General features: G+C 72.3%; 17 protein-coding genes. 7 read left to right on the forward strand and 10 right to left on the reverse strand.

Annotation, left to right across the window (positions count from 1 at the left end; all coding sequences use genetic code 11):
- Positions 1-85: 85 nt before the first annotated feature.
- Positions 86-577 (reverse strand): ribose-5-phosphate isomerase, encoded by a 492-nt coding sequence (locus tag ABZW10_RS37835; RefSeq protein ID WP_355375987.1) that lies wholly within the window; start codon positions 575-577, stop codon positions 86-88.
- A 104-nt stretch (positions 578-681) separates the two neighbouring features.
- The gene (locus ABZW10_RS37840) at positions 682-1,281 is read right to left on the reverse strand and encodes a biotin transporter BioY (protein ID WP_355375990.1); all 600 of its coding nucleotides are present in this window, start codon (positions 1,279-1,281) and stop codon (positions 682-684) included.
- A gap of 409 nt (positions 1,282-1,690) precedes the next feature.
- Between ABZW10_RS37840 and ABZW10_RS37845 the strand changes: the two genes are divergently transcribed.
- Positions 1,691-2,998, forward strand: coding sequence for an amino acid permease (locus ABZW10_RS37845; protein ID WP_355376029.1), 1,308 nt, complete (start codon positions 1,691-1,693; stop codon positions 2,996-2,998).
- Positions 2,999-3,083: 85 nt separating this feature from the next.
- Here ABZW10_RS37845 and ABZW10_RS37850 read toward each other — a convergent pair whose 3' ends face one another.
- Positions 3,084-3,734, reverse strand: a complete 651-nt coding sequence (locus ABZW10_RS37850; protein WP_355375992.1) for a DsbA family protein — start codon at positions 3,732-3,734, stop codon at positions 3,084-3,086.
- A gap of 254 nt (positions 3,735-3,988) precedes the next feature.
- Here ABZW10_RS37850 and pepN point away from each other — a divergent pair, with 254 nt between their 5' ends.
- Positions 3,989-6,583, forward strand: coding sequence for an aminopeptidase N (gene pepN / locus ABZW10_RS37855; RefSeq protein WP_355375995.1), 2,595 nt, complete (start codon positions 3,989-3,991; stop codon positions 6,581-6,583).
- Between the two features lie 93 nt (positions 6,584-6,676).
- Here pepN and ABZW10_RS37860 read toward each other — a convergent pair whose 3' ends face one another.
- Both ABZW10_RS37860 and acnA read right to left on the reverse strand, forming a co-directional pair.
- On the reverse strand, positions 6,677-8,023 hold the full coding sequence (locus ABZW10_RS37860) for a glycoside hydrolase family 18 protein (protein ID WP_355375998.1): 1,347 nt from the start codon (positions 8,021-8,023) through the stop codon (positions 6,677-6,679).
- Between the two features lie 204 nt (positions 8,024-8,227).
- A complete protein-coding gene (acnA, locus tag ABZW10_RS37865; protein ID WP_355376001.1) occupies positions 8,228-10,891 on the reverse strand; it encodes an aconitate hydratase AcnA in 2,664 nt (887 codons plus the stop codon).
- Between the two features lie 341 nt (positions 10,892-11,232).
- Between acnA and ABZW10_RS37870 the strand changes: the two genes are divergently transcribed.
- The 4 genes from ABZW10_RS37870 to ABZW10_RS37885 all read left to right on the forward strand — a co-directional run bounded on the left by ABZW10_RS37870 (position 11,233) and on the right by ABZW10_RS37885 (position 14,093).
- A complete protein-coding gene (locus ABZW10_RS37870; protein ID WP_355376004.1) occupies positions 11,233-11,769 on the forward strand; it encodes a SigE family RNA polymerase sigma factor in 537 nt (178 codons plus the stop codon).
- Positions 11,770-11,879: 110 nt separating this feature from the next.
- The gene (locus ABZW10_RS37875) at positions 11,880-13,010 is read left to right on the forward strand and encodes a hypothetical protein (RefSeq protein ID WP_355376007.1); all 1,131 of its coding nucleotides are present in this window, start codon (positions 11,880-11,882) and stop codon (positions 13,008-13,010) included.
- A gap of 41 nt (positions 13,011-13,051) precedes the next feature.
- On the forward strand, positions 13,052-13,459 hold the full coding sequence (locus ABZW10_RS37880; RefSeq protein ID WP_355376009.1) for a type II toxin-antitoxin system VapC family toxin: 408 nt from the start codon (positions 13,052-13,054) through the stop codon (positions 13,457-13,459).
- A 79-nt stretch (positions 13,460-13,538) separates the two neighbouring features.
- A complete protein-coding gene (locus ABZW10_RS37885; protein ID WP_355376012.1) occupies positions 13,539-14,093 on the forward strand; it encodes a superoxide dismutase family protein in 555 nt (184 codons plus the stop codon).
- A gap of 17 nt (positions 14,094-14,110) precedes the next feature.
- Here ABZW10_RS37885 and argF read toward each other — a convergent pair whose 3' ends face one another.
- The 3 genes from argF to ABZW10_RS37900 form a co-directional block, all read right to left on the reverse strand.
- Positions 14,111-15,112, reverse strand: coding sequence for an ornithine carbamoyltransferase (argF, locus tag ABZW10_RS37890; RefSeq protein ID WP_355376015.1), 1,002 nt, complete (start codon positions 15,110-15,112; stop codon positions 14,111-14,113).
- 196 nt (positions 15,113-15,308) lie between these two features.
- A complete protein-coding gene (locus ABZW10_RS37895) occupies positions 15,309-18,083 on the reverse strand; it encodes a polynucleotide kinase-phosphatase (RefSeq protein ID WP_355376017.1) in 2,775 nt (924 codons plus the stop codon).
- Entirely contained in the window at positions 18,080-19,678 is a 1,599-nt protein-coding gene (locus tag ABZW10_RS37900) for a 3' terminal RNA ribose 2'-O-methyltransferase Hen1 (RefSeq protein WP_355376020.1), read from the reverse strand. The genes ABZW10_RS37895 and ABZW10_RS37900 overlap by 4 nt, the downstream gene beginning before the upstream one ends.
- 127 nt (positions 19,679-19,805) lie before the next feature.
- Between ABZW10_RS37900 and dapD the strand changes: the two genes are divergently transcribed.
- The gene (dapD, locus tag ABZW10_RS37905) at positions 19,806-20,795 is read left to right on the forward strand and encodes a 2,3,4,5-tetrahydropyridine-2,6-dicarboxylate N-succinyltransferase (protein WP_355376022.1); all 990 of its coding nucleotides are present in this window, start codon (positions 19,806-19,808) and stop codon (positions 20,793-20,795) included.
- 161 nt (positions 20,796-20,956) lie between these two features.
- On the opposite strand, the gene ABZW10_RS37910 is transcribed toward dapD, so the two are convergent.
- Together ABZW10_RS37910 and ABZW10_RS37915 are read right to left on the reverse strand one after the other, a co-directional pair.
- Positions 20,957-21,148: a DUF397 domain-containing protein gene (locus ABZW10_RS37910; protein WP_355376024.1), complete on the reverse strand. Its 192-nt coding sequence runs from the start codon at positions 21,146-21,148 to the stop codon at positions 20,957-20,959.
- Positions 21,141-22,004 (reverse strand): helix-turn-helix transcriptional regulator, encoded by an 864-nt coding sequence (locus ABZW10_RS37915; protein WP_355376026.1) that lies wholly within the window; start codon positions 22,002-22,004, stop codon positions 21,141-21,143. The genes ABZW10_RS37910 and ABZW10_RS37915 overlap by 8 nt, the downstream gene beginning before the upstream one ends.
- Positions 22,005-22,421 lie beyond the last annotated feature (417 nt).

A 22,421-nucleotide genomic window follows, 5' to 3' on the forward strand; every position in this document is an offset into this window, starting at 1 on the left:
CGGGGGGGGGCCGGGGTACGGGGGCGGCCGCCGGGGCGGGGGGGGCGCGGCCGGCCGCCGGGAGGAGCCGGGACGGGCGGGAGGGTCAGCCCTCCTGCTGCGGGTGGTGGGCCGGGATCGGCGGGAGCTCGCCGGTGGTCTCGTACACGCTGAGCATGTCGATCCGGCGGGTGTGCCGCTCGTCGCCGCTGTACGGGGTGTTGAGGAAGACCTCCACGAACTTCGTGGCCTCCTCCTCGGTGTGCATCCGGCCGCCGATGGAGATCACGTTGGCATTGTTGTGCTCGCGGCCGAGCGCGGCGGTCTGCTCGCTCCAGGCCAGCGCGGCGCGGACGCCCTTGACCTTGTTGGCGGCGATCGCCTCGCCGTTGCCCGAACCGCCGATCACGATGCCCAGCGACTGCGGGTCGGAGGCGGTGCGCTCGGCGGCCCGCAGGCAGAACGGCGGATAGTCGTCGAGGGCGTCGTAGATGTGCGGCCCGCAGTCGACCGGCTCGTGGCCGGCCTCCTTGAGCCACTCCACGAGGTGGTTCTTCAGTTCGTATCCGGCATGGTCGGAGCCCAGGTACACGCGCATGCCCATGAGTGTGGCATGCGCGTGGACCCGGGCTCCGCAGGGGGCGACGCCTTCGGCAGGTCGGGACCGGGCCGGAGCGCCGCGAAGGGAGCGGGGGGAGGTCCTCAGCGGCGGCCGAGGAGCTTCCAGGCGAGCGGGAGGGCGCCGGCGGCGAGGGCGGCCTTCAGGGCGTCGCCGACCAGGTACGGGTAGAGGCCGAGCTCGGCGGCGCGGGCCATCGGGACGTCGAGGGCGAAGGCCAGGTAGGGCACGCCGACGGCGTAGATGGCGAGGCTGCCGAGGACCATCGCGGCGGCGGTGCGCACCGGCGAGCGGTCGGCGCCGCGCCGGGCCAGCGCGCCGACCAGGCCGGCGGCCAGCACGAAGCCGATCGCGTAGCCGAGGGAGGGCATCGACCAGCCGGAGGAGCCCTCGGCGAACCACGGCACGCCCGCCATGCCGGCCAGCAGGTAGAGGCCGAGCGAGGCGACGCCCCGGCGGCTGCCGAGCGCGGTGCCGACCAGCAGGGCGGCGAAGGTCTGGCCGGTGACCGGCACCGGAGAGCCGGGGACGTTCACCGACAGCTGGGCGGCCAGGCCGGTGAGCGCGGCGCCGCCGGCGACCAGGGCGAGGTCGCGCGCCTGGCCGCCGAGGCGGCTGCCGGCGGCGGGCAGCAGGTCGGCGAGGACGGCGCGGCTCGGAACGGGGGTGCTGGCGGTGGCCATCGGGCTTCTCCTCGGCACGGTGGGGATCCGGACGATCGAAGGATCAGCGGATCAAGTGAGTGATCACTCTGAACCTACGCGGCGATCACGCCGAACACCGTCAGGGATCCGGACAAACCCCCGGCCGGACTCCTTGTCGGGTCCCGACCCACCGGGGCGACGGAGCGTGAGCATTCGGGGTCCGAATGTCACGATGGGGTCCGCATGCTGGTCCCGAACCGGACATTCTTGGCATGCCCAGTCGTGTCACCGGATATTGGACAGCTCGCACCGCATGTCGAACAGTCTGGATCCACCTCCCATGGCCCCCACCTCCGCGCCCCCCGCGCCCGGGACCACCGCAACCGAGCCCACTCCCCCGGCCGGCGGGCAGCAGCTCTCGCACGGACTCAAGCAGCGCCACCTCTCGATGATCGCGCTCGGCGGCGTCATCGGCGCCGGCCTGTTCGTCGGCTCCGGCGCGGGCATCGCGGCGGCCGGGCCCGCCATCATCCTGGCCTTCGTGCTCTCCGGCCTGCTGGTCATGCTGATCATGCGGATGCTCGGCGAGATGTCGGCGGCCCGCCCGGCCTCCGGCTCCTTCTCGGTGCACGCCGAGAAGGAGATCGGCCCCTGGGCCGGGATCACCGCCGGCTGGATGTACTGGGTGATGCTCTGCTGCGGCGTCGCCGCCGAGGCCACCGCCGCCGGCAAGATCGTCAACGGCTGGATCCCCGGCGTCTCCGCCTGGGTCTGGGTCGCCCTGTTCATGGTGTTCTTCTGCGCCAGCAACCTCACCGCGGTGAAGAACTTCGGCGAGTTCGAGTTCTGGTTCGCCGCCGTCAAGGTCGCCGCGATCATCGCCTTCCTGGTGCTGGGCGGGCTCGGCATCGCCGGCGTGCTCGGCCCCGGCGCCCCCGGCACCGCCAACCTCACCGGCCAGGGCGGCTTCCTGCCCACCGGCGTCAGCGGACTGATCGTCGGCCTGCTCGCCTCCGTCTTCGCCTACGGCGGCCTGGAGACCGTCACCATCGCCGCCGCCGAGTCCGAGGACCCCCGGCGCAACGTCGCCAGGGCCGTGCGCACCGCCGTCTGGCGGATCGCGATCTTCTACATCGGCTCGATGGCACTGGTCGTCACCCTGGTCTCCTGGAAGGACCCGGCGGTCGTCGCCGACGGCCCCTACGTCACCGTGCTGCGCCACCTCGGGGTGCCCGGCGCCGGGACGATCATGCAGTTCGTGGTGCTGATCGCGCTGCTGTCCGCGATGAACGCCAACATCTACGGCGCCTCCCGGATGGCCTACTCGCTGGTCGGCCGCGGCCAGGGCCCGCGCGCCCTCGCCAAGGTCGGCGGCGGGGTGCCCCGGCGGGCGGTGCTGGCCTCCTGCCTGTTCGGCTTCGCCGCCGTCCTGGCCGCCAAGTTCTGGCCCGCCACCGTCTTCACCTGGCTGATGAACACCACCGGCGTCGCCATCCTGGTCGTCTGGCTGTTCATCTGCGTCGTCCAGCTGCGGATGCGCCGCCGGCTGGAGCGCGAGGCGCCCGAGCTGCTCACCGTGCGGATGTGGGGCTTCCCCTACCTGACCTGGGTCGCGATGGCCGCCGTCGCCGGCATCCTCGCCCTGATGACCACCACCGAGGGCAACCGGCAGCAGCTGTACGCGGCCGGCGTGCTGGTCGTCCTGCTCACCGCCGCCGGCCTGCTCAAGCAGCGCCGGGACGCCGTCCGCGGCTGACCCGGGGCGCGACGCGCGGGAGGGGCCCGGTACCGCGTGGCCGCGTGGTACCGGGCCCCTCCCGCGCGAGCGACCGCTCGACGACCTACTCGAAGGACGGGCTCGCGGTACGGGTCCGCTTGATCTCGTAGAAGCCCGGCGTGGAGGCGACCAGCAGGGTGCCGTCCCACAGCCGCGCCGCGGCCTCGCCGCGCGGGATCGGCGTCACCACCGGGCCGAAGAACGCGACCCGCTCGCCGTCCGCGCCCTCGACCGCGATCACCGGGGTGCCGACGTCCTCGCCGACCAGGGTGATGCCCTCCTTGTGCGACAGGCGCAGCGCCTCGTCGTACGCGTCGGTGCCGGCCGCCTCCGCCAGCTCCACCGGCAGCCCGGCCGCGGCCAGCGCCGCCTCGATCGTCTCCCGGTTCTGCGGCAGGCCCTGGTTGTGGAAACGGGTGCCCAGCTCGGTGTAGAGCCGGCCCAGCACCTGGTCGCCGTGCTGCTTCGCGGCCGCGATGCACACCCGCACCGCGCCCCAGGCGTTGTCCAGCAGGTCCCGGTACTGCGGCGGGAGGTCCCGGCCCTCGTTCAGCACCGACAGGCTCATCACGTGCCAGTTCACGTCCACCGGGCGCAGCTGCTGGACCTCGATCAGCCAGCGGGACGTCATCCAGGCCCACGGACAGGCCGGGTCGAACCAGAAGTCGGCGGTCTTGCGCTCGGCGGCGCCGGCGGCACCAGCGGAGTTCGTCACGGCTGTCGTCCTTCGAAGTCGTCCGGGAAGAGGATCGGAGAAGTGCGCGTCGGAGACCGTGCGGCCGTGGCGGACCGCGCCCCCCAGAGCGCCAACGCCCGGCCCCCGCCACTGATTCCGGCCCGCCCGCCCGAGTTGTGCAATGGTACCGGCGCGGGGGGCGTGAAAGGATGCCCCCGCAGCACCACAGCGCGCCGCACCACCGCACCAGCGAAGACCGCACGACCGTGCGAGCCGGACAAAGGAGTACCGCCGTGCCGGGCAAGAACCTGAGCCGCGACGAAGCCCAGCAGCGGGCCAGCACCCTCAGCGTGGACGGCTACCACGTCCGGCTGGACGTGACCTCGGCCCCCGACCCCGCGGCCGCCACCTTCCGCTCCACCACGACCATCGCCTTCCGCTGCGCCGAACCGGGCGCGTCGACCTTCGTCGACCTGCTCGCCCCGGCCGTACGCGCCGTCACCCTCAACGGCCGCGCCCTGGACCCGGCCGCCGCCTACGACGGCGCCCGGGTGCACGTCGACGGCCTCGCCGCCGAGAACGTGCTCACCGTCGAGGCCGACTGCGCCTACAGCCGCACCGGCGAGGGCCTGCACCGCTTCACCGACCCGGTCGACGGCGAGACCTACCTCTACACCCACTACGAGCCGGCCGACGCCCGCCGGGTCTTCGCCACCTTCGAACAGCCCGACCTGAAGGCCCCGTTCACCTTCACCGTCACCGCGCCGGCCGCCTGGGACGTGTGGTCCAACGCCCCGCACGTGAGCGTCACCGCCGAGACCGTCACCCCCGAGACCGTCACCGCCGAGGACGGCGCCCGCACCTGGGAGTTCGCGCCGACCAAGCCGATCTCCACCTACCTCACCGCCGTCGTCGCCGGCCCGTACCACGTCGCCCGCGACCACTACAGCCGTACCCTCGACGACGGCACCGTGCTCGACATCCCGCTCTCCGCGATGTGCCGCAGGTCGCTCGCCCCGTACTTCGACGCCGACGAGATCCTCGGTGTCACCAAGCTCGGACTCGACTTCTTCCACGAGCGGTTCGGCTACCCGTACCCCTTCGGCAAGTACGACCAGGCGTTCGTCCCCGAGTACAACATCGGCGCCATGGAGAACCCCGGCTGCGTCACCTTCCGTGAGGAGTTCATCTTCCGCTCGAAGGTCACCGACGCCGCCTACGAGGCCCGCGCCAACGTCGTCCTGCACGAGATGGCGCACATGTGGTTCGGCGACCTGGTCACCATGCGCTGGTGGGACGACCTGTGGCTGAAGGAGTCCTTCGCCGACTTCATGGGCTCCTACGGCCTGGTCGGCGCCGGCACCCGCTACCGCTCCGCCTGGGTCACCTTCGCCAACCAGCGCAAGGCCTGGGCCTACCGGCAGGACCAGTTCCCCACCACCCACCCGATCACCGCGGACATCCGGGACCTGGAGGACGCCAAGCTCAACTTCGACGGCATCACCTACGCCAAGGGCGCCTCGGTGCTCAAGCAGCTGGTGGCCTACGTCGGGGCGGAGGCCTTCTTCGAGGGCGCCCGCCGCTACTTCCAGCGGCACGCCTTCGGCAACACCGAACTCGCCGACCTGCTGGACGTCCTGGAGGAGACCAGCGGCCGCGACCTCAAGTCCTGGGCCGCCGCCTGGCTGCAGACCGCCGGCGTCAACACCCTCACCCCGCAGCTGACCGCCGACGCCGAGGGCCGGATCACCGAGCTCGCCGTCCTCCAGGACGGCGGCGTGCTGCGCCCGCACCGGATCGCGGTCGGCCTCTACGACCGGGACGACGACGGCGCGCTGGTGCGCACCGGCCGCTTCGAACTGGACATCACCGGCGCCCGCACCACCGTCGCCGAGGCGGTCGGCCGCCCGCGCCCCGCACTCGTCCTGCTCAACGACGACGACCTGACGTACTGCAAGATCCGCTTCGACGAGGAGTCGCTGGAGACCCTGCGCGCCGGCCTCGGCGACATCAAGGACGACCTGGCCCGCGCGCTGGCCTGGTCCGCCGTCTGGAACCTCACCCGGGACGCCCTGATGCCGGCCCGCGACTACGTCGCGCTGGTGCTGCGGTTCGCCGGCCGGGAGGCCAACATCGGCGTCCTGCAGTCGCTGCACACCCAGGCCAAGGGCGCCGTCGACCTCTACGCCGACCCGGCCTGGCGCGGCGAGGGCGGCCGGCTGCTCGCCGACGGAGCGCTGCACGAGCTGCGCGCCGCCGCCCCCGGCAGCGACCACCAGCTGGCCTGGGCCCGCTTCCTGGCACAGACCGCCAACGGCTCCGAGCACCTCGGCCTGGTCCGCGGCCTGCTGGCCGGCACCGCCCGGATCGACGGCCTGGAGGTCGACCAGGAGCTGCGCTGGGCGCTCTGGCTGGCGCTGGCCGCGGCCGGCCAGGCCACCGAGGAGGAGCTGGCCGGGGAGCTCACCGCCGACAACACCGCGAGCGGACGCCGCCAGCACACCCAGTGCCTGGCCGCCCGGCCCACCCCGGAGGCCAAGGCCGCCGCCTGGTCGGCCGTGATCGACTCCGACGAGCTGCCCAACGCGCTGGTCGAGGCCAACATCGCCGGCTTCGCGGTGCCCGCGCACCGCGACCTGACAGCGCTCTACGCCGCGCCCTACTTCAAGCTGCTGGAGCGGGTCTGGGCCGAGCGGACCATCGAGATCGCGATGCGCATCGTCGGCGGCTTCTTCCCGCAGGCGCAGGTGGACGAGGCCACGCTGGCCGAGGCGGACGCCTGGCTGACCGGGCACCCGGCCGCGGCACCCGCGCTGCGCCGGCTGGTGCTGGAGCGCCGGGACGACCTGGCCCGCGCGCTGCGGGCGCAGGCCTGCGACCGCGCCTGAGCGGACGGACGGGAGGGCCCGCCGCGACGAGCATCGCGGCGGGCCCTCCCGTTCTCATGTCCGGGTCGGGCTCACGTCCGGGTCAGGGCCGGCTCACTTGCCGCGCAGGCCCTTGTCCAGGGCGGCGATCCCGCTGCCCTGCGCGTCGTCGCCGTCCAGCGACCAGACCATCACACCGGCCAGGTCGTTCCAGCGGGCGTAGCGGCCCTTCTCGGTGAGCACCTCGGCCGAGTCGAAGCTGTAGAAAGTGGTGCCGTCGTACTTCCAGGACGCGCCGTGGTCGCGGTCCACGTAGGTGGTGCCGGGCAGCGCGTTGATCTCCTTGTAGGAGCGGTCCGCCACGGTGCCGGTGGCCTTCTGGTACAGGCCGCCCCGGTTGCCGGCCGGCACGCCGGTCCAGCCGTGGCCGTAGAACGGCGCGCCGAGGACGGTCTGCTGGGAGGGCAGGCCGCGCTGGGCGTAGTGGTCGACGGCCTTGTCGGCGCTGCGCTGGCGGGCGTCCGGGTCGGTGGGGTCGGAGTAGAGCGGGGCCTGGTGGTTGGCCGGGCCCTTGCCCTCCCACGGTCCGTGCAGGTCGTAGGTCATCAGGTTGAGCCAGTCGACGGAGTCCGCCAGCTCGGGCAGCTCCAGCCGGTCGGCGACGGTCTCGTTGGCGGCGACGGCGGCGGTCAGCAGGTAGTGCTCGGGCTTCTTGGCCTTGCCCTTGGCGCCCGCGGCGCGCTCGGCGGCCAGGCCGTCCAGCTGCTTGCGGAACTCGGCCATCAGCAGGGTGAAGTTGCGGCCGTCCTCGGGGCGGACCACGTTGCCCTCGTCACCGCCGCCGCCCGGGTACTCCCAGTCGACGTCGATGCCGTCGAAGACGCCCGCGGCGGCGCCGGCGCCGCCCTCCGGGGATCCGGCCAGCTGCGGCACGTCGCCCTTCAGGTAGAGGGCGATGCAGGAGGAGACGAACTTCTTGCGGGCCTCGTCGGTGGCGGCGGCGTCCGAGAAGTACTTGGACCAGCTCCAGCCGCCCAGCGAGATGACGACCTTGAGCTGCGGGTTCTGCGCCTTGAGCTTGCGCAGCTGGTTGAAGTGGCCCTTGAGCGCCTGGCCCGGGGCGTCGGCGACGCCGTCCACCGAGTCGGCGGCGGAGAAGGCGCGCTGGTAGTCGTTGTAGGCGTCGCCCTGGCCGGGCTCGTTGCTCTGGAAGCAGGTGCCCTCGGCGGAGGCGTTGCCGAAGGCGTAGTTGATCACGGTGAGCCGGCCGGCCTGGCCGGACTCCTGGACGCGCTTGGCGGAGCTGTCGGCGCCCCACGAGGTGAAGTAGCCGACCCGCTGGCCCTTGAGCTTGGGGCCCTGGGCGCCGGGGGCGGCATGGGCCGTGGCGGTGGCGACGGTGGAGGCGAGCAGCGCGGCGACGGTGGTGGCGGCGAGCAGGGCGGGGCGGCGAATGGGCATACCGGACCTATTCTCTGAAGCAGCGTCAATTGGTCTGGACCAAGCTGGAACAGAGGTTTAGTCCATCGCGGGCACACCGCACAAGAGGCGCGGCCCGGTCGGCGCACTATGCAAAAGGCCGGCAAAGCCGAGGAGGCGTCCGGGCAAAGCGAAGGAGGCCGGACCGCGGGTGCGGTCCGGCCTCCTCGGCGCTCAGCGCGGTGCTCAGCCGTTGATCAGGCTGCGCAGCACGTACTGCAGGATGCCGCCGTTGCGGTAGTAGTCCGCCTCACCGGGGGTGTCGATGCGCACGACCGCGTCGAACTCCCTGCCGGTCCCGTCCGCGCCGACCGCGACGACCTTGACGGTCGCCGGGGTGCGGCCCTCGTTGAGCTCGGTCACGCCGGTGATGGAGAAGGTCTCCTCGCCGGTCAGGCCGAGGGAGTCGGCGTTCTGGCCCTCCGGGAACTGCAGCGGCAGGACGCCCATGCCGATCAGGTTCGAGCGGTGGATGCGCTCGTAGGACTCGGCGATGACGGCCTTGACGCCGAGCAGCGCGGTGCCCTTGGCGGCCCAGTCGCGGGACGAGCCGGAGCCGTACTCCTTGCCGGCCAGGACGACCAGCGGGGTGCCGGCGGCCTGGTAGTTCTGCGAGGCGTCGTAGATGAACGACACCGGGCCGTCGGCCTGGGTGAAGTCGCGGGTGTAGCCGCCCTCGGTGCCCGGCGCGATCTGGTTGCGCAGGCGGATGTTGGCGAAGGTGCCGCGGATCATGACCTCGTGGTTGCCACGGCGCGAGCCGTAGGAGTTGAAGTCGCGCTTCTCGACACCGTTGGCGGTCAGGTACTGCGCCGCCGGGGTGCCCGGCTTGATGTTGCCGGCCGGGGAGATGTGGTCGGTGGTGACCGAGTCGCCCAGCTTGGCCAGGACGCGGGCGCCGGCGATGTCGGTCACCGGGCTCGGGGTCTTGGCCATGCCCTCGAAGTACGGGGGCTTGCGGACGTAGGTGGACTCGGCGTCCCACTCGAAGGTGTTGCCGGTCGGGACCGGGAGCGACTGCCAGCGGTGGTCGCCGGCGAAGACGTCCTGGTAGCCCTTGTCGAACATGTCCTGGTCGATGGAGGCGGCGACGGTGTCCGCGACCTCCTGCTCGGACGGCCAGATGTCGGCGAGGAAGACGTCGTTGCCGTCGGCGTCCTGGCCCAGGGCGTCCTTGGTGAGGTCGACGTTCATGTTGCCGGCGAGGGCGTAGGCGACCACCAGCGGCGGGGAGGCCAGGTAGTTCATCTTGACGTCCGGGTTGATCCGGCCCTCGAAGTTGCGGTTGCCGGAGAGCACCGAGACGACCGCCAGGTCGGCCTCGTTGACCGCGGCCGAGACCTCCTCGGGCAGCGGGCCCGAGTTGCCGATGCAGGTGACGCAGCCGTAGCCGACCAGGTTGAAGCCCAGCTTCTCCATGTACGGGAGCAGGCCGGCCTTCTCGTAGTAGTCCATGACGACCTTGGAGCCGGGCGCCAGGGTGGTCTTGACCCAGGGCTTGACCGTCAGGCCCTTCTCCACGGCCTTCTTCGCCAGCAGGGCGGCGCCCAGCATGACGGAGGGGTTGGAGGTGTTGGTGCAGGAGGTGATCGAGGCGATCACGACCGCGCCGTTGTCGATCTGGTAGGTCGAGCCGTCGGGCACGTTGACCGCGGTCGGCTTGGAGGCCTCGGCCGAGTAGGTCGGCAGCGCCTCGGCGAAGCGCTCGGAGGCCTCGGCCAGGATCACGCGGTCCTGCGGGCGCTTCGGGCCGGAGATCGACGGGACGACGGTGGAGACGTCCAGCTCCAGGTACTCGGAGTAGACCGGCTCGTGCGCCGGGTTGTGCCAGAGGCCCTGCTCCTTGGCGTACGCCTCGACCAGGGCGAGCTGCTGCGCGTCGCGGCCGGTGAGCTTCAGGTAGTTGATGGTCTCGGCGTCGATCGGGAAGATCGCACAGGTCGAGCCGAACTCCGGCGACATGTTGCCGATGGTGGCGCGGTTGGCCAGCGGGATGGCGCCGATGCCGTCGCCGTAGAACTCGACGAACTTGCCGACCACACCGTGCTTGCGCAGCATCTCGGTGATGGTGAGCACCAGGTCGGTGGCGGTGGTGCCGGCCGGCAGCTCGCCGGTCAGCTTGAAGCCGACGACGCGCGGGATCAGCATGGAGACCGGCTGGCCGAGCATGGCGGCCTCGGCCTCGATGCCGCCGACGCCCCAGCCCAGCACGCCCAGGCCGTTGACCATGGTGGTGTGCGAGTCGGTGCCGACGCAGGTGTCCGGGTACGCCTGGCCGCCGCGGACCATGACGGTGCGGGCCAGGTGCTCGATGTTCACCTGGTGGACGATGCCGGTGCCCGGCGGGACGACCTTGAACTCGTCGAACGCGGTCTGGCCCCAGCGCAGGAACTGGTAGCGCTCCTTGTTGCGGCCGTACTCGATCTCGACGTTCTGGACGAAGGCGTCCGGGGTGCCGAACTTGTCGGCGATGACGGAGTGGTCGATGACCAGCTCGGCCGGGGCCAGCGGGTTGATCTTGGCCGGGTCGCCGCCCAGCTCCTTGACGGCCTCACGCATGGTGGCGAGGTCGACCACGCACGGCACACCGGTGAAGTCCTGCATGATCACGCGGGCCGGGGTGAACTGGATCTCCTGGCTCGGCTGGGCGTCGGCGTCCCAGTCGCCGAGGGCACGGATGTGGTCGGCGGTGATGTTGGCGCCGTCCTCGGTGCGGAGCAGGTTCTCCAGCAGCACCTTGAGGCTGTAGGGCAGCCGCTCGGACCCCTCGACGGCGGAGAGCTTGAAGATCTCGTACGACTCGTCGCCCACCTGCAGCGAGCTGCGGGCGTCGAAGCTGTTCGCGGACACGACTGACTCCTTCTAGGTGCTTCGTGCGGTATCCGGCCGCCACGCTGGTAAGGTCACCCTTACTTGGGTGGACCCTCCCCGCACCGCCGGTGAGCGCCTCTCGGCAAGTATCTTGATGTCGAGATATATCGTAAGGCTGAGTTATCTCGATGTCGAGATAAACCATAGTGCATGCTGCGGCGTCCGCCACGTCGGCACCACCTCCAGCCTGCCCCCACCGGGTGCATCCTCCCCGAACCCCCGCCGGACCCTCCCGTAACGCGCCCGCCGGGCTCACGCGTCTATCCGGGCACAGGGGACGCGCGGCCGCCGTCCACGAGGCGCGAGGGGCAGGGGACAGCGTGATCGGCAGGACACGACGGACCGGGGAGAACGCCGAGTTCGAGGCCTTCGCCCTGGCCCGCGGACAGCACCTCTTCCGCACCGCGCTGCTGCTCTGCGGGGACTGGCACCTCGCCGAGGACCTCACCCAGACCACCCTCGCCAAGCTCTACGCCGCCTGGCCCAAGGTGCGCCGCGCCGAGAGCCCGGAGGCCTACGCCCGCGGCGTGCTCGTCCGCACCCACCTCTCCCACCGACGGCTGCGGCGCAGCGGCGAACGGCCCGCCATCGGCGACCTGCCGGAGCCGCCCGGCGGCCTGGCGCCCGCGGCCGGCGACCCGGCGCTGCGGGTCACCCTGCTCGCCGCGCTCGCCGAGCTGTCGCGCCGGGACCGGGCCGTCCTGGTGCTGCGCTACTGGGAGGACCGCAGCGTCGAGGAGACCGCCGCCGAACTCGGCGTCAGCGCCGGGGCGGTGCGCAGCCAGGCGCTGCGCGCCCTCGGGCGGCTGCGCGCCGTGCTCGGGCCGCAGGCCGCCGAGCAGCTCACCGTCTCCTGAGGCCCCCGCACCGTCCACCGCACCCGATTCATCCGAATCATTCCGCCCGTCCGGCTCATCCGGCCCATCCCGTCTGTCCGGCTCATCCCGACGAAACCGAGGAACCAGCAATGGACACACCGAACAGCCCCCGGGACACCCAGGGACTCTCCGACACCTTCGAGCGGGCGATGGGCGGCGTCGGCGCCGACCTCGGACCGCTGGTCGCCGGCGCCGCCGAGCGCGGCCGCCGCATCCGGCGCCGCCGCCGGGCCACCATGGCCGGCGCGGCCGCCACCGTCGCCGTGCTGACGGTCGGCGGCACGCTCGGCCTGCACTCCGGTGACAGGCCCGGCGTCGCGCCCGCGGCGGGCGGCGCGTTCCCGGCCCCGCTGCCGAAGCCCACGTCGGGCCCCGAGCAGCAGCGTCCCGGCACCGGGGCCAACGCGGACAAGGTCGCCATGACCGGCCGCGCCACCGTCCACACCCTGCTGCAGACCCTGCCGCCCGGCGCCACCACCTCCGGCTACTCCGGCCGCTCCGCGGTCATCACGTCGACGATCCGCTACGCCGACCACATGTTCCTGAGCGAACCGGACCGGCCCAGCGTGGACAGCAGCGGCTCCGTCCTCTACGACGACGGGAACGGCCCGGCCACCGTCACCGTCACCATGGCCGGCGGCTACGGCAGCCTCCGCGTCCGCCTCACCCCCCAACCGGACTCCGACAAGAGCCGCATCAGCGTCCTCCCCTCCCAACCGGACTCCGACAACGGCAGCATCGGTGCCCTCGCCACCTTTCAGCCGGGCTCCGACCAGGACCTGCTCACCACCTTCTTCGACAACCGCTACTCCTGCGCCAAGGCCAACGCGACCAACCAGTACCGGTACTGCTCCGACGCCGCGCTCCCGGACGGCAGCCGTCTGCTGATCACCGAGCTGGCCCAGGGCGAGCGGCTCTTCCGCACCGCCGACCTGCTGCGCCCGGACGGCACCCAGGTCCTGGTCAACGTCAACAACACGGCGATGGTGGCCGGCGCGGACACCCCCGAGCAGATCCGCAGCGGGCTGCCGCTCACCCTCGACCAGGTCAAGGCCATCGCGATGGACCCCCGCTTCCAGGAGTGGATCGCCCCCGAGACGGCGCAGCAGGCCGAACAGGCCGTCCAGCCGTACTACAACGAGGACCCGGAACCCGGGACCCCCTCCGCCCCGGCCGGCGCACCCTCCGCCCCGACCGGCGTGCCGACACCGGTACGGTGAGCCGCACGTGAGAGGCCGGGAACGGATACGGGGGCCGACCGATGATCGTGGTGGACGCGTCCGCGCTGGTACTGGCGCTGGCCGACGAGGGCGAGCGCGGGGACGCGGCCCGGGCCGAGCTGGCCGCGGGCGGCGAGTGGGTGGCACCCGAGCACGTCGTCATCGAGGTGATGCAGTCGCTGCGCGGCCTCTACCTGGCGCGCGAACTCACCGCCGAACGGGTCGGCGAGCTCGCCGCCGCACTGCCGGGGCTGGCGATCCGGAAGGTCCCGGTCGAGCCGCTGCTCGGGCGGATCTGGGAGCTGAAGGACAACCTCACCCCGGACGACGCCGCGTACGTGGCGGTGGCGGAGCGGTTCGGGGCGCCGCTGGTCACGGCCGACCTGCGGCTGATGCGGGCCAGCGGGCCGCGCTGCGAGATCCGGGGGATCCGGCGGGCGGACGGGTAGCCGGAGCGTGTCCGGGGGCGGCGTGCGGCGTTGAACGGGGCGTCCGGCCTCCTGCCCCCCCACTCGAAGAGGTTCGCCGATGCCCGCTCCGCTCGCCGCCGCCCCGTTCGCCGCCGCGCTGCTCCCGTTCGCCCTGCTGGCGCCGGTCGCGCTGCCGGCCACGGTCACCGAGGCCGACTTCGACCCCGCCACCGCGTTCGTCCCGCCGACCGCGATCAGCCATGCGCCGGACCTGGTGCCCTACGGCTCGCACGTCCGGGTGGTGACGGACCGCTCGCTGCCCGGGCGGACGGTCCTGACCGTGAGCGTGACCGGGGTCGCCGCCGACCACGTGTTCCCGGTGCACCTGCACACCGCCGCGTGCGGGGCCGACCCGGCCGCGTCCGGCCCGCACTACCAGGACGCGGTGGACCCGGTCAGCCCGTCCACCGACCCCGCGTACGCCAATGACCGCAACGAGCTGTGGCTCACCCTGCGCACCGACGCGCGGGGCGCGGGCACCGCCGCCGCCGCGGTGGCCTGGCGGCCCCGGCCGGACGGGGCGCGCTCGCTGGTGCTGCACGCGGGCGACCCGGCCGGGGCGCACGGCGCGGCCGACCGGGTCGCCTGCGTGAACCTGCGCGAGAAGCGGTAGCGCGCCGGCCGCCGGCGTCAGTCGCCGAGCGTGGCGACCAGGACGGCCTTGATGGTGTGCAGCCGGTTCTCGGCCTGGTCGAAGACCACGGAGTGCGCCGACTCGAACAGCTCGTCGGTGCACTCCAGCTCGGCCATGCCGGTCTCCTCGAACAGCTGCCGGCCGACCACCGTGCCCAGGTCGTGGAAGGCCGGCAGGCAGTGCAGGAACTTCACCTGCGGGTTGCCGGTGGCGCGCACCGTCTCCATCGACACCTGGTACGGCTTGAGCAGCGCGATCCGCTCGGCCCAGACCTCCTTGGGCTCGCCCATCGAGACCCAGACGTCGGTGTAGAGGAAGTCGGCCCGGGCCACGCCCTCGGCGACGTCCTCGGTGAGGGTGATCCGGGCGCCGCTGGTCTCGGCGAGCGCCTGCGCGGCCTTGCGCACCTCCTCGTCCGGCCACAGGGCGCGCGGGGCGACGATCCGGATGTCCATGCCGAGCAGCGCGCCGGTGACCAGCAGCGAGTTGCCCATGTTGGAGCGGGCGTCCCCGAGGTAGGCGAGCGCCACCTCGGTGAGCGGCTTGGTGGTGTGCTCGGCCATGGTGAGCACGTCCGCCAGCATCTGGGTGGGGTGCCACTCGTCGGTGAGGCCGTTCCAGACCGGCACCCCGGCGTAGGCGGCCAGTTCCTCGACCACCGACTGGCCGTGCCCGCGGTACTCGATGCCGTCGAACATCCGGCCGAGCACCCGTGCGGTGTCCTTGATGGACTCCTTGTGGCCGATCTGCGAGCCGGCCGGGTCCAGGTAGGTGGTGGAGGCGCCCTGGTCGTGGGCGGCGACCTCGAAGGCGCAGCGCGTCCGGGTGGAGGTCTTCTCGAAGATCAGCGCAATGTTCCTGCCGCGCAGCCGGGGCTGCTCGGTGCCCGCGTACTTCGCCGCCTTGAGCGAGGCGGCGAGGTCCACCAGGAAGCGGAACTCCTGGGCCGTGAAGTCGAGCTCCTTGAGGAAGTGCCTGTTCCGGAGGTTGAAGGCCATGCCGGGCTCCTGGGTGTGACGGTGACAGTAACGGTGACGGTCTCGGGCGGGCGGACGGGCGGAAAGTAGCAAGTCTATACGATGCTCAGAATTTCTATGCAAGACTGCCGATCGTACGACTTCCGCTTCCTTCCGCCCGCCCTCCTGTCCGCCTGTCCGCCTGTCCGCCTGTCCGCCTGTCCGCCCGCCCGTACCGCTACAGCCGCGGATCCACCGGCTCCGACTCCAGGGCGAGGACGGCGAAGACCGGCTCGTGCACCCGCCAGAGCGGCTCACCCGCCGCCAGCCGGTCCAGCGCCTCCAGCCCGAGCGCGTACTCGCGCAGCGCCAGCGAGCGCTTGTGCCCGAGGAAGCGCTGGCGCAGCCGGTCCAGGTGCTCGGTGTAGTCCGGACCGTAGATGATCCGCAGGTACTCGCGTCCGCGCACCTTCACCCCGGGCTGGACCAGCCCGCCCGGCCGGCCCTCCCCCGCCCGGCCGCGCACCAGCGAGGCCAGCGGCTTGACCACCATGCCCTCGCCGCCCGCCGCGGTCAGCTGCTCCCACCAGGCGACGCCGGCGGCGAGCGAGGCCTCGTCGGCGGTGTCCACCACCAGGCGGCCGGTGCGGTGCAGCAGCGGGGTGATCGGGCGGTCCGCCGCGTCGGCCGAGTCCGCCGTGTGCGCCGCGTCCACCGTGTTCGCGGCGTCGGCCACCTGCGCCTCGTCCGCCTCGACCAGCCGGTCGATCCAGGCGAGGTGCTCGTCGTGCGGACGCACCGCGAGGTTCACCCCCTCGGCGGCCAGCACCTGGAACGGCGCCAGCCGGATCCCGGCCAGCCCCTCGGTCGGCCAGCAGTACCGCCGGTACGCCTCGGTGAACGCCTGCGCGTCGGCGGCGCGCCGCCGCTGGCGCCCGGTCAGCTCGGCCACGTCCAGCCCGCGCCCGCCCGCCCGCTCCAGCGCGGCCAGCACCTCCGGCAGCGCCGCGCCCGCCGCGGCGCCGACCGCCGCGTACTGACGGCGCAGCAGCTCGACGGCCTTCAGCGACCACGGCATCAGCTCGGCGTCCAGCAGCAGCCAGTCGGTGCGCAGCTCCTCGAACAGCCCGGACCGCTCGGCCGCCGCCCGCAGCCGGTCCAGTACCGCGGCGGTGAGCGCCTCGTCCCCGAGGAAGGCCCGGCCGGTGCGGGTCCAGATCGCGCCCGGGACGGCCGACCCGAACCGCTTCTCCAGCCCCGCGCCGTCCCGCGCCACCAGTACCACCGCGCGGGAGCCCATGTGCTTCTCCTCGCAGACCACCCGCTCGACGCCGTCCGCCCGGTAGGCGGCGAAGGCCTCGTCGGGGTGCTCCAGGTAGCCGGGCCGGCCCGAGGTCGCGCTCGGCGCCATGGTCGGCGGCAGGTAGGCGAGCAGCCGGGGGTCGATCGCGAACCGGCTCATCACCTCCAGGGCCGCCGCCGCGTTCTCCTCCCGGACCGCGACCCGGCCGTGCAGCGAGGTCTCCACCACCCGGCGGCCCGCCACGTCGGCGAGGTCGAGCGGACGGCCCTCGCGGGCGCCCGGCGCGTCCGTGTGCATCGGCCGCACCGGCGCGTACCACTCCCGCTCGGCCTCGACAGTGACCAGCTCCCGCTCCGGGTAGCGCAGCGCGGTCAGGCTGCCGCCGAAGACGCAGCCGGTGTCCAGGCAGATGGTGTTGTTGAGGAAGCTCGCCGTCGGAACCGGTGTGTGGCCGTAGACCACCAGCGCCCGGCCCCGGTACTCCTCCGCCCACGGGTAGCGCACCGGCAGGCCGTACTCGTCGGTCTCGCCGGTGGTGTCCCCGTACAGGGCGTGCGAGCGCACCCGGCCGGAGGCCCGGCCGTGGTACTTCTCCGGCAGGCCGGCGTGGCAGACCACGAGGGCGCCGCCGTCCAGCAGGTAGTGGCTGACCAGGTCGCGGATGAACGCCCGGACCTCGGCCCGGAACTCCTCGGACTCGCCCGCCAGCTGGTCCAGCGACTCCTGGAGGCCGTGCGAGACGGTGACCTTGCGACCGCTCATCGCGCGGCCGAGCTTGTTCTCGTGGTTGCCCGGCACGCAGATCGCGTGTCCCGCCGCCACCATGCCCATCACCAGGCGCAGCACGCCCGGCGTGTCCGGCCCGCGGTCCACCAGGTCGCCGACGAAGACGGCCGTCCGCCCGTCCGGGTGCACCGCGTCCACCGGTCGCCCGGCGTCGTCGCGCACCAGCGTCCAGCCGAGGCGGGTGAGCAGGGTCTCCAGCTCCGCGCGGCAGCCGTGGATGTCGCCGACGATGTCGAACGGGCCGGTGAGGTGGCGCAGGTCGTTGAAGCGCTTCTCCGGCACGATCTCGGCGGTCTCGACCTCGGCCGCGCCGCGCAGGATGTGCACCTTGCGGAAGCCCTCGCGCTCCAGGCCGCGCAGGGAGCGGCGCAGCTCGCGGTGCTGGCGCGGCACCACGTGGGCGGGCAGCTGACGGTCCGGGCGGGAGCGGTTGCGCTCGGCGCAGACGCCCGGCGGGACGTCCAGCACGATGGCGATCGGCAGCACGTCGTGCTCGCGGGCGATCCGGACCAGCTGCCGGCGGGCCTCCGGCTGGACGTTGGTGGCGTCCACGACGGTCAGCCGGCCGGCGGCGAGGCGCTTGCCGACGATGTAGTGGAGCACGTCGAAGGCCTCGGCGGAGGCGGACTGGTCGTTCTCGTCGTCGGCCACCAGGCCGCGGCAGAAGTCCGAGGAGACGACCTGGGTGGGCAGGAAGTGCTTGCGGGCGAAGCTGGACTTGCCGGCGCCGCTGGTGCCGATCAGCACGACCAGGGAGACGTCCGTCACCGGCAGGCGGCGGGGAGCGGGCGGCGCGGCCGGTGCCGTCGGTTCGGTCGGCGCGGCCGGTGCCGTCGGTTCGGTCGGCGCGGTCGGCGCGGTCGGCGCGGCCGATTCGGTCGCTGCGGCGTCGGCGGGCTGGGTCGCGTCGGTCTCGTCGGTCATCGGGTCTCGCCCCCTTCGGGCGTCGTGCTGTCCGTGGTGGCCGCGGTGGCCGTCTTCTCGCCTTCGCTCGCCCGGTCACCGAGGCGGAACAGGGCGAGCTGGGTCGGGGCGCCCACCTCGTCGTCCTGCGGGCCGACCGGGCGGATGTCCACCGTGTAGCCGTACGCGGCGGCGACCCGTTCGGCCCAGGCGCGGAACTCGGCGCGGTCCCACTCGAAGCGGTGGTCGGCGTGCCGGAGGCGGCCGGCCGGCAGGCTCTCCCACCGGACGTTGTACCCGGCGTTCGGCGTCGTCACGACCACCGCGGGCGGCCGGGCCGCGCCGAACACGGCGTACTCCAGGGCGGGCAGCCGCGGCAGATCCAGGTGCTCGATCACCTCGCAGAGCACGGCCGCGTCGAAGCCCTTCAGCCGCTCGTCCGTGTAGGTCAGCGCGCCCTGGACCAGCCGCACCCGCTTCGCCTGACGCTCCGGCATCCGGTCCAGCCGCAGCCGGCGGGCCGCCGTGGACAGCGCCCGCACCGACACGTCCACGCCCAGCACCTCGGTGAAGCCCGCGTCCTTCAGCAGCGCGCCGATCAGCTCGCCCTGCCCGCAGCCGAGGTCGGCCACCCGGGCCGCGCCGACCTCGCGCAGCGCGGCCAGGATCGCCGTACGGCGCTGCTCGGCCAGCGAGGGCGGGCGCGGCTCGCTCTGCTCCTGCTCGTTCTGCTCCTGCTCCTGCTCCTGCTCCTGCTCCTGCTCGGCTTCCTCCGAAGCGTCTTCGACCGCGTTGTCGACCTCCTCGGCCTCGCGGTCGTCGGCCTCCGCCAGCCGGGCCAGCTCCAGGCGCTCCATCGCCCGCCGGGTCAGCGACCAGCGCCGCGACAGGTAGCGTCGGGTGATCAGGTCCCGCTCCGGGTGACCGGCCAGCCAGCCCTCCCCGGCGGCGAGCAGCTTGTCGACCTCGTCCGGGGCGACCCAGTAGTGCTTGGCACCGTCCATCGCCGGCAGCAGCACGTACAGCTGCTGGAGCGCGTCCGCCAGCCGGGCCCGCTCCGCCGACAGCTCCAGCCGGACGTAGCGCGAGTCGCCCCACTCGGGGAAGGCCGCGTCCAGCGGGATCGCCGACGCCTCCACCTGCCAGCCCAGCGGCTCGAAGAGGCGGACCGCCATCGCGACGGCGGAGCCCTCGCGCGTGCTGTCGGCACCGCCGACCGGCACGGCCGGCAACACGATCCGCAGCGGGCGAGGCCGGTCGGCCAGCCCGGGGCGGGCCTCGCAGACACCCTGCATCGCCGTCCGGAACACCGTCCGCAGCGCCACCGCGAGCAGCGAGGAGGCCGCGTACGGGCGGTCGTTGACGTACTGGGCGAGCGCGAAGTCCGGCGAGCCGGCGCGTCCCTTGCCCCGGCCCTTGCGGACCAGCGCGATCGGGTCGACGTCGAGCAGCAGCGCGGCCGTGCAGGCCTCGTCGCCCGCCTCCGGGTAGAAGACGTGCGCCTCGCCGTGCGCCGTGGCGAACCGCTGGACCTTGGCGGGGTGCTTGTGCAGCAGAAAGCCCAGGTCAGTGGCCGGGCTCTCGGCGGTACCTGTGGTGGAGATCGACATGAACACCCGTCGGAGTATTGCCGAGGAGCGGCTCCACCGGCACCGCATTTTGTCGCCGCCCGCGGCCGACGGGGCCGGTCCGGACGGTGAGCGTGTTCGGCAACGGCGGCCCGGATTCGTTAACGTGCACGATGTGACTGCAGAATCCACCACCCCCGTGAGCGGCGCCGTTGCCGCAGGCCTGGCCACCATCGCCGCGGACGGCACCGTCCTCGACACCTGGTACCCGGCCCCCGCGCTGACCGCCGAGGCCGGCCCGGCCGGGACCGTCCTCCTGACCGCCGAGCAGGCCGAGGCCGAGCTGGGCGCGGGCGCCGCCGAGGCGCTGCGCGCCGACGCCCGCCGCGGCGTCGAGGTGGTCGCCGTGCGCACCACCATCGCCTCGCTGGACGAGAAGCCGCTCGACGCGCACGACGCCTACCTGCGTCTGCACCTGCTCAGCCACCGCCTGGTGCGGCCGCACGGCCTGAGCCTCGACGGCATCTTCGGCCTGCTGGCCAACGTGGCGTGGACCAGCATCGGCCCGGTTCCGGTGGACAAGGTCGAGCAGGCCCGGCTGGCCGTGCGCGCCCAGGGCGGGCAGCTCGCCGTCTACGGCATCGACAAGTTCCCGCGGATGACCGACTACGTCGCGCCGTCCGGCGTGCGCATCGCCCACGCGGACCGCGTCCGCCTCGGCGCGCACCTCGCCGTGGGGACCACCGTGATGCACGAGGGCTTCGTCAACTTCAACGCCGGCACCCTCGGCACCTCGATGGTCGAGGGCCGGATCAGCGCGGGCGTCCTGGTCGGCGACCACAGCGACATCGGCGGCGGCGCCTCGATCATGGGCACCCTGTCGGGCGGCGGCAAGCAGGTCGTCTCCGTCGGTGAGCGCTGCCTGCTCGGCGCCAACGCGGGCATCGGCATCTCCCTCGGCAACGACTGCGTCGTCGAGGCCGGCCTCTACGTCACCGCCGGCACCCGGGTCACCACCCCGGACGGCACCGTGGCCAAGGCCGTCGAGCTGTCCGGCCAGGACAACCTCCTCTTCCGCCGCAACTCCCAGACCGGCGCCGTCGAGGTCATCGCCCGCACCGGCTCCTGGGGCGGCCTCAACGCCGACCTCCACGCCCACAACTGACCCACACGCACGCCACGAGGAAAGCAACGGAGCGGGAAGTCGGGTCAACCGACTTCCCGCTCCGTTGCCGGTGACGGGCTTCGAGACCTGCTCGAACCCCGCCACCCCACCAACCACTGTGCGGGGTGGCCCTCGCTCCGGTCGAGCGAGGGCCACCCGGGTCAGACACGATCGTCGAGTTCACCGGCCTTGATGCTGACGAGAAGGTCGGCGAAGGCTGCCTGAGTTGTGCAGAGGATCGTGACGGGGTCATCGGATTCACGCACTTCGACCACTCCGGCCCCTGCACGCACCTCGACGCACTCGTTGTTCGCCGCGCTGTGGCTTGACTTCTGCCATATGACTTTAGGCATAACTGGCCTCTATTTCCTTCTTGATGGAACGGATGAAGTCGCGCGATCCGTCCTCGGAGAGCGCAGTGGAGTCCAGGCGATCGAAGATGACCCGTTGCTTGGCCAGATCTGCCGGAGAGTCGAAGAAGAGGGTGCCCTGTGAGACATCCATCTGCACGGTGTCCAGCTCAGGAACCATCCCCATGGCGAAGGTTAGGTTCTCGCCGGAGCCCGGGAAGGTATCAAGCGCGAACGGAACCACCCTTACGGAGATTCCTGGCCGAGTGGAGTCCTCGATCAACGCCTCAAGCTGCTGGGCGAGGACTATCGGCCCTCCGAACTGCATGCGAAGAGCCGCTTCATGGATGTACGTGCGGAGAGACGTTCTGCCGGAGCGAACGATCTGCTGCCGCTGGATACGAAAGGCCGTCCTGACATCGATCTCGGTTCGGGACAGTGGCGGGTAGAGCCGAGTGAAGACCGCAGACGCATAGGCACCGGTCTGCAGAAGCCCAGGGATGTACGTCGTGGTGCAGATGGCGATTTCCTGCGCATGTGACTCAACCTCGGCCACTTCGAGGAAGTCTGTTGTCAGCACCTCCCGGTAGGCCTCCCACCACCCCTTGCCCCGGTCGCCGATGATGTCGGCAAGCGCGTCAACCAACGGTCGATTGGCACAGTTGCAAGCCGCAGCGATGGTGCGGAGGCACTCGACGCTGATACCGATCCGCCCTGACTCCATCTGAGTCACCTGGGCGGGACTCATTCCGACGGCACGGCCGAGCTGGGATCCTCCAAGGCCTGCCTGCTCACGCATCCGACGCAGCTCCGTTCCAAGCCTGCGTTGGCGGATGGTTGGGTTCGGGCGTGGAGGCATAGCTTCCTTCCAGGGCGTGGTCGGGCCAAGTGTGCCGCGCTGGCCACGCGGTGGTCCACCGGAGAGGGACGTTCCGGCCCCCGTTACCACTCTAGGGTGAATGTCCCGCGAGCGTAAAAATTAGATACTTCCGTGCGCTATGGTCGATGCCACAGCGATCAGACGGATCGTCAGTAACGCCTGTTCTCTGGGGCAGTAGGCGCATGCTGCCCATTTCGCACCGCAGAGCAGCCAGGTCCAGGCTGGCCTCGTTCACGGCGACGCATCCGTCGACATTCTCTCCTCCCCTCCCTCCCTGCCTCTCCCCATGGAGGTCTCCCATGCGTGCCCTCAACCCGCCCGACTGCTCCACCTTCCGCGCCGAACTGCGCGCCAACCTCCGCTCCGCCGGCTGGCCGCCGGACGTCATCGCCGACG

The sequence above is a fragment of the Kitasatospora sp. NPDC004723 genome (genome assembly GCF_040609255.1).
Classification (GTDB): domain Bacteria; phylum Actinomycetota; class Actinomycetes; order Streptomycetales; family Streptomycetaceae; genus Kitasatospora.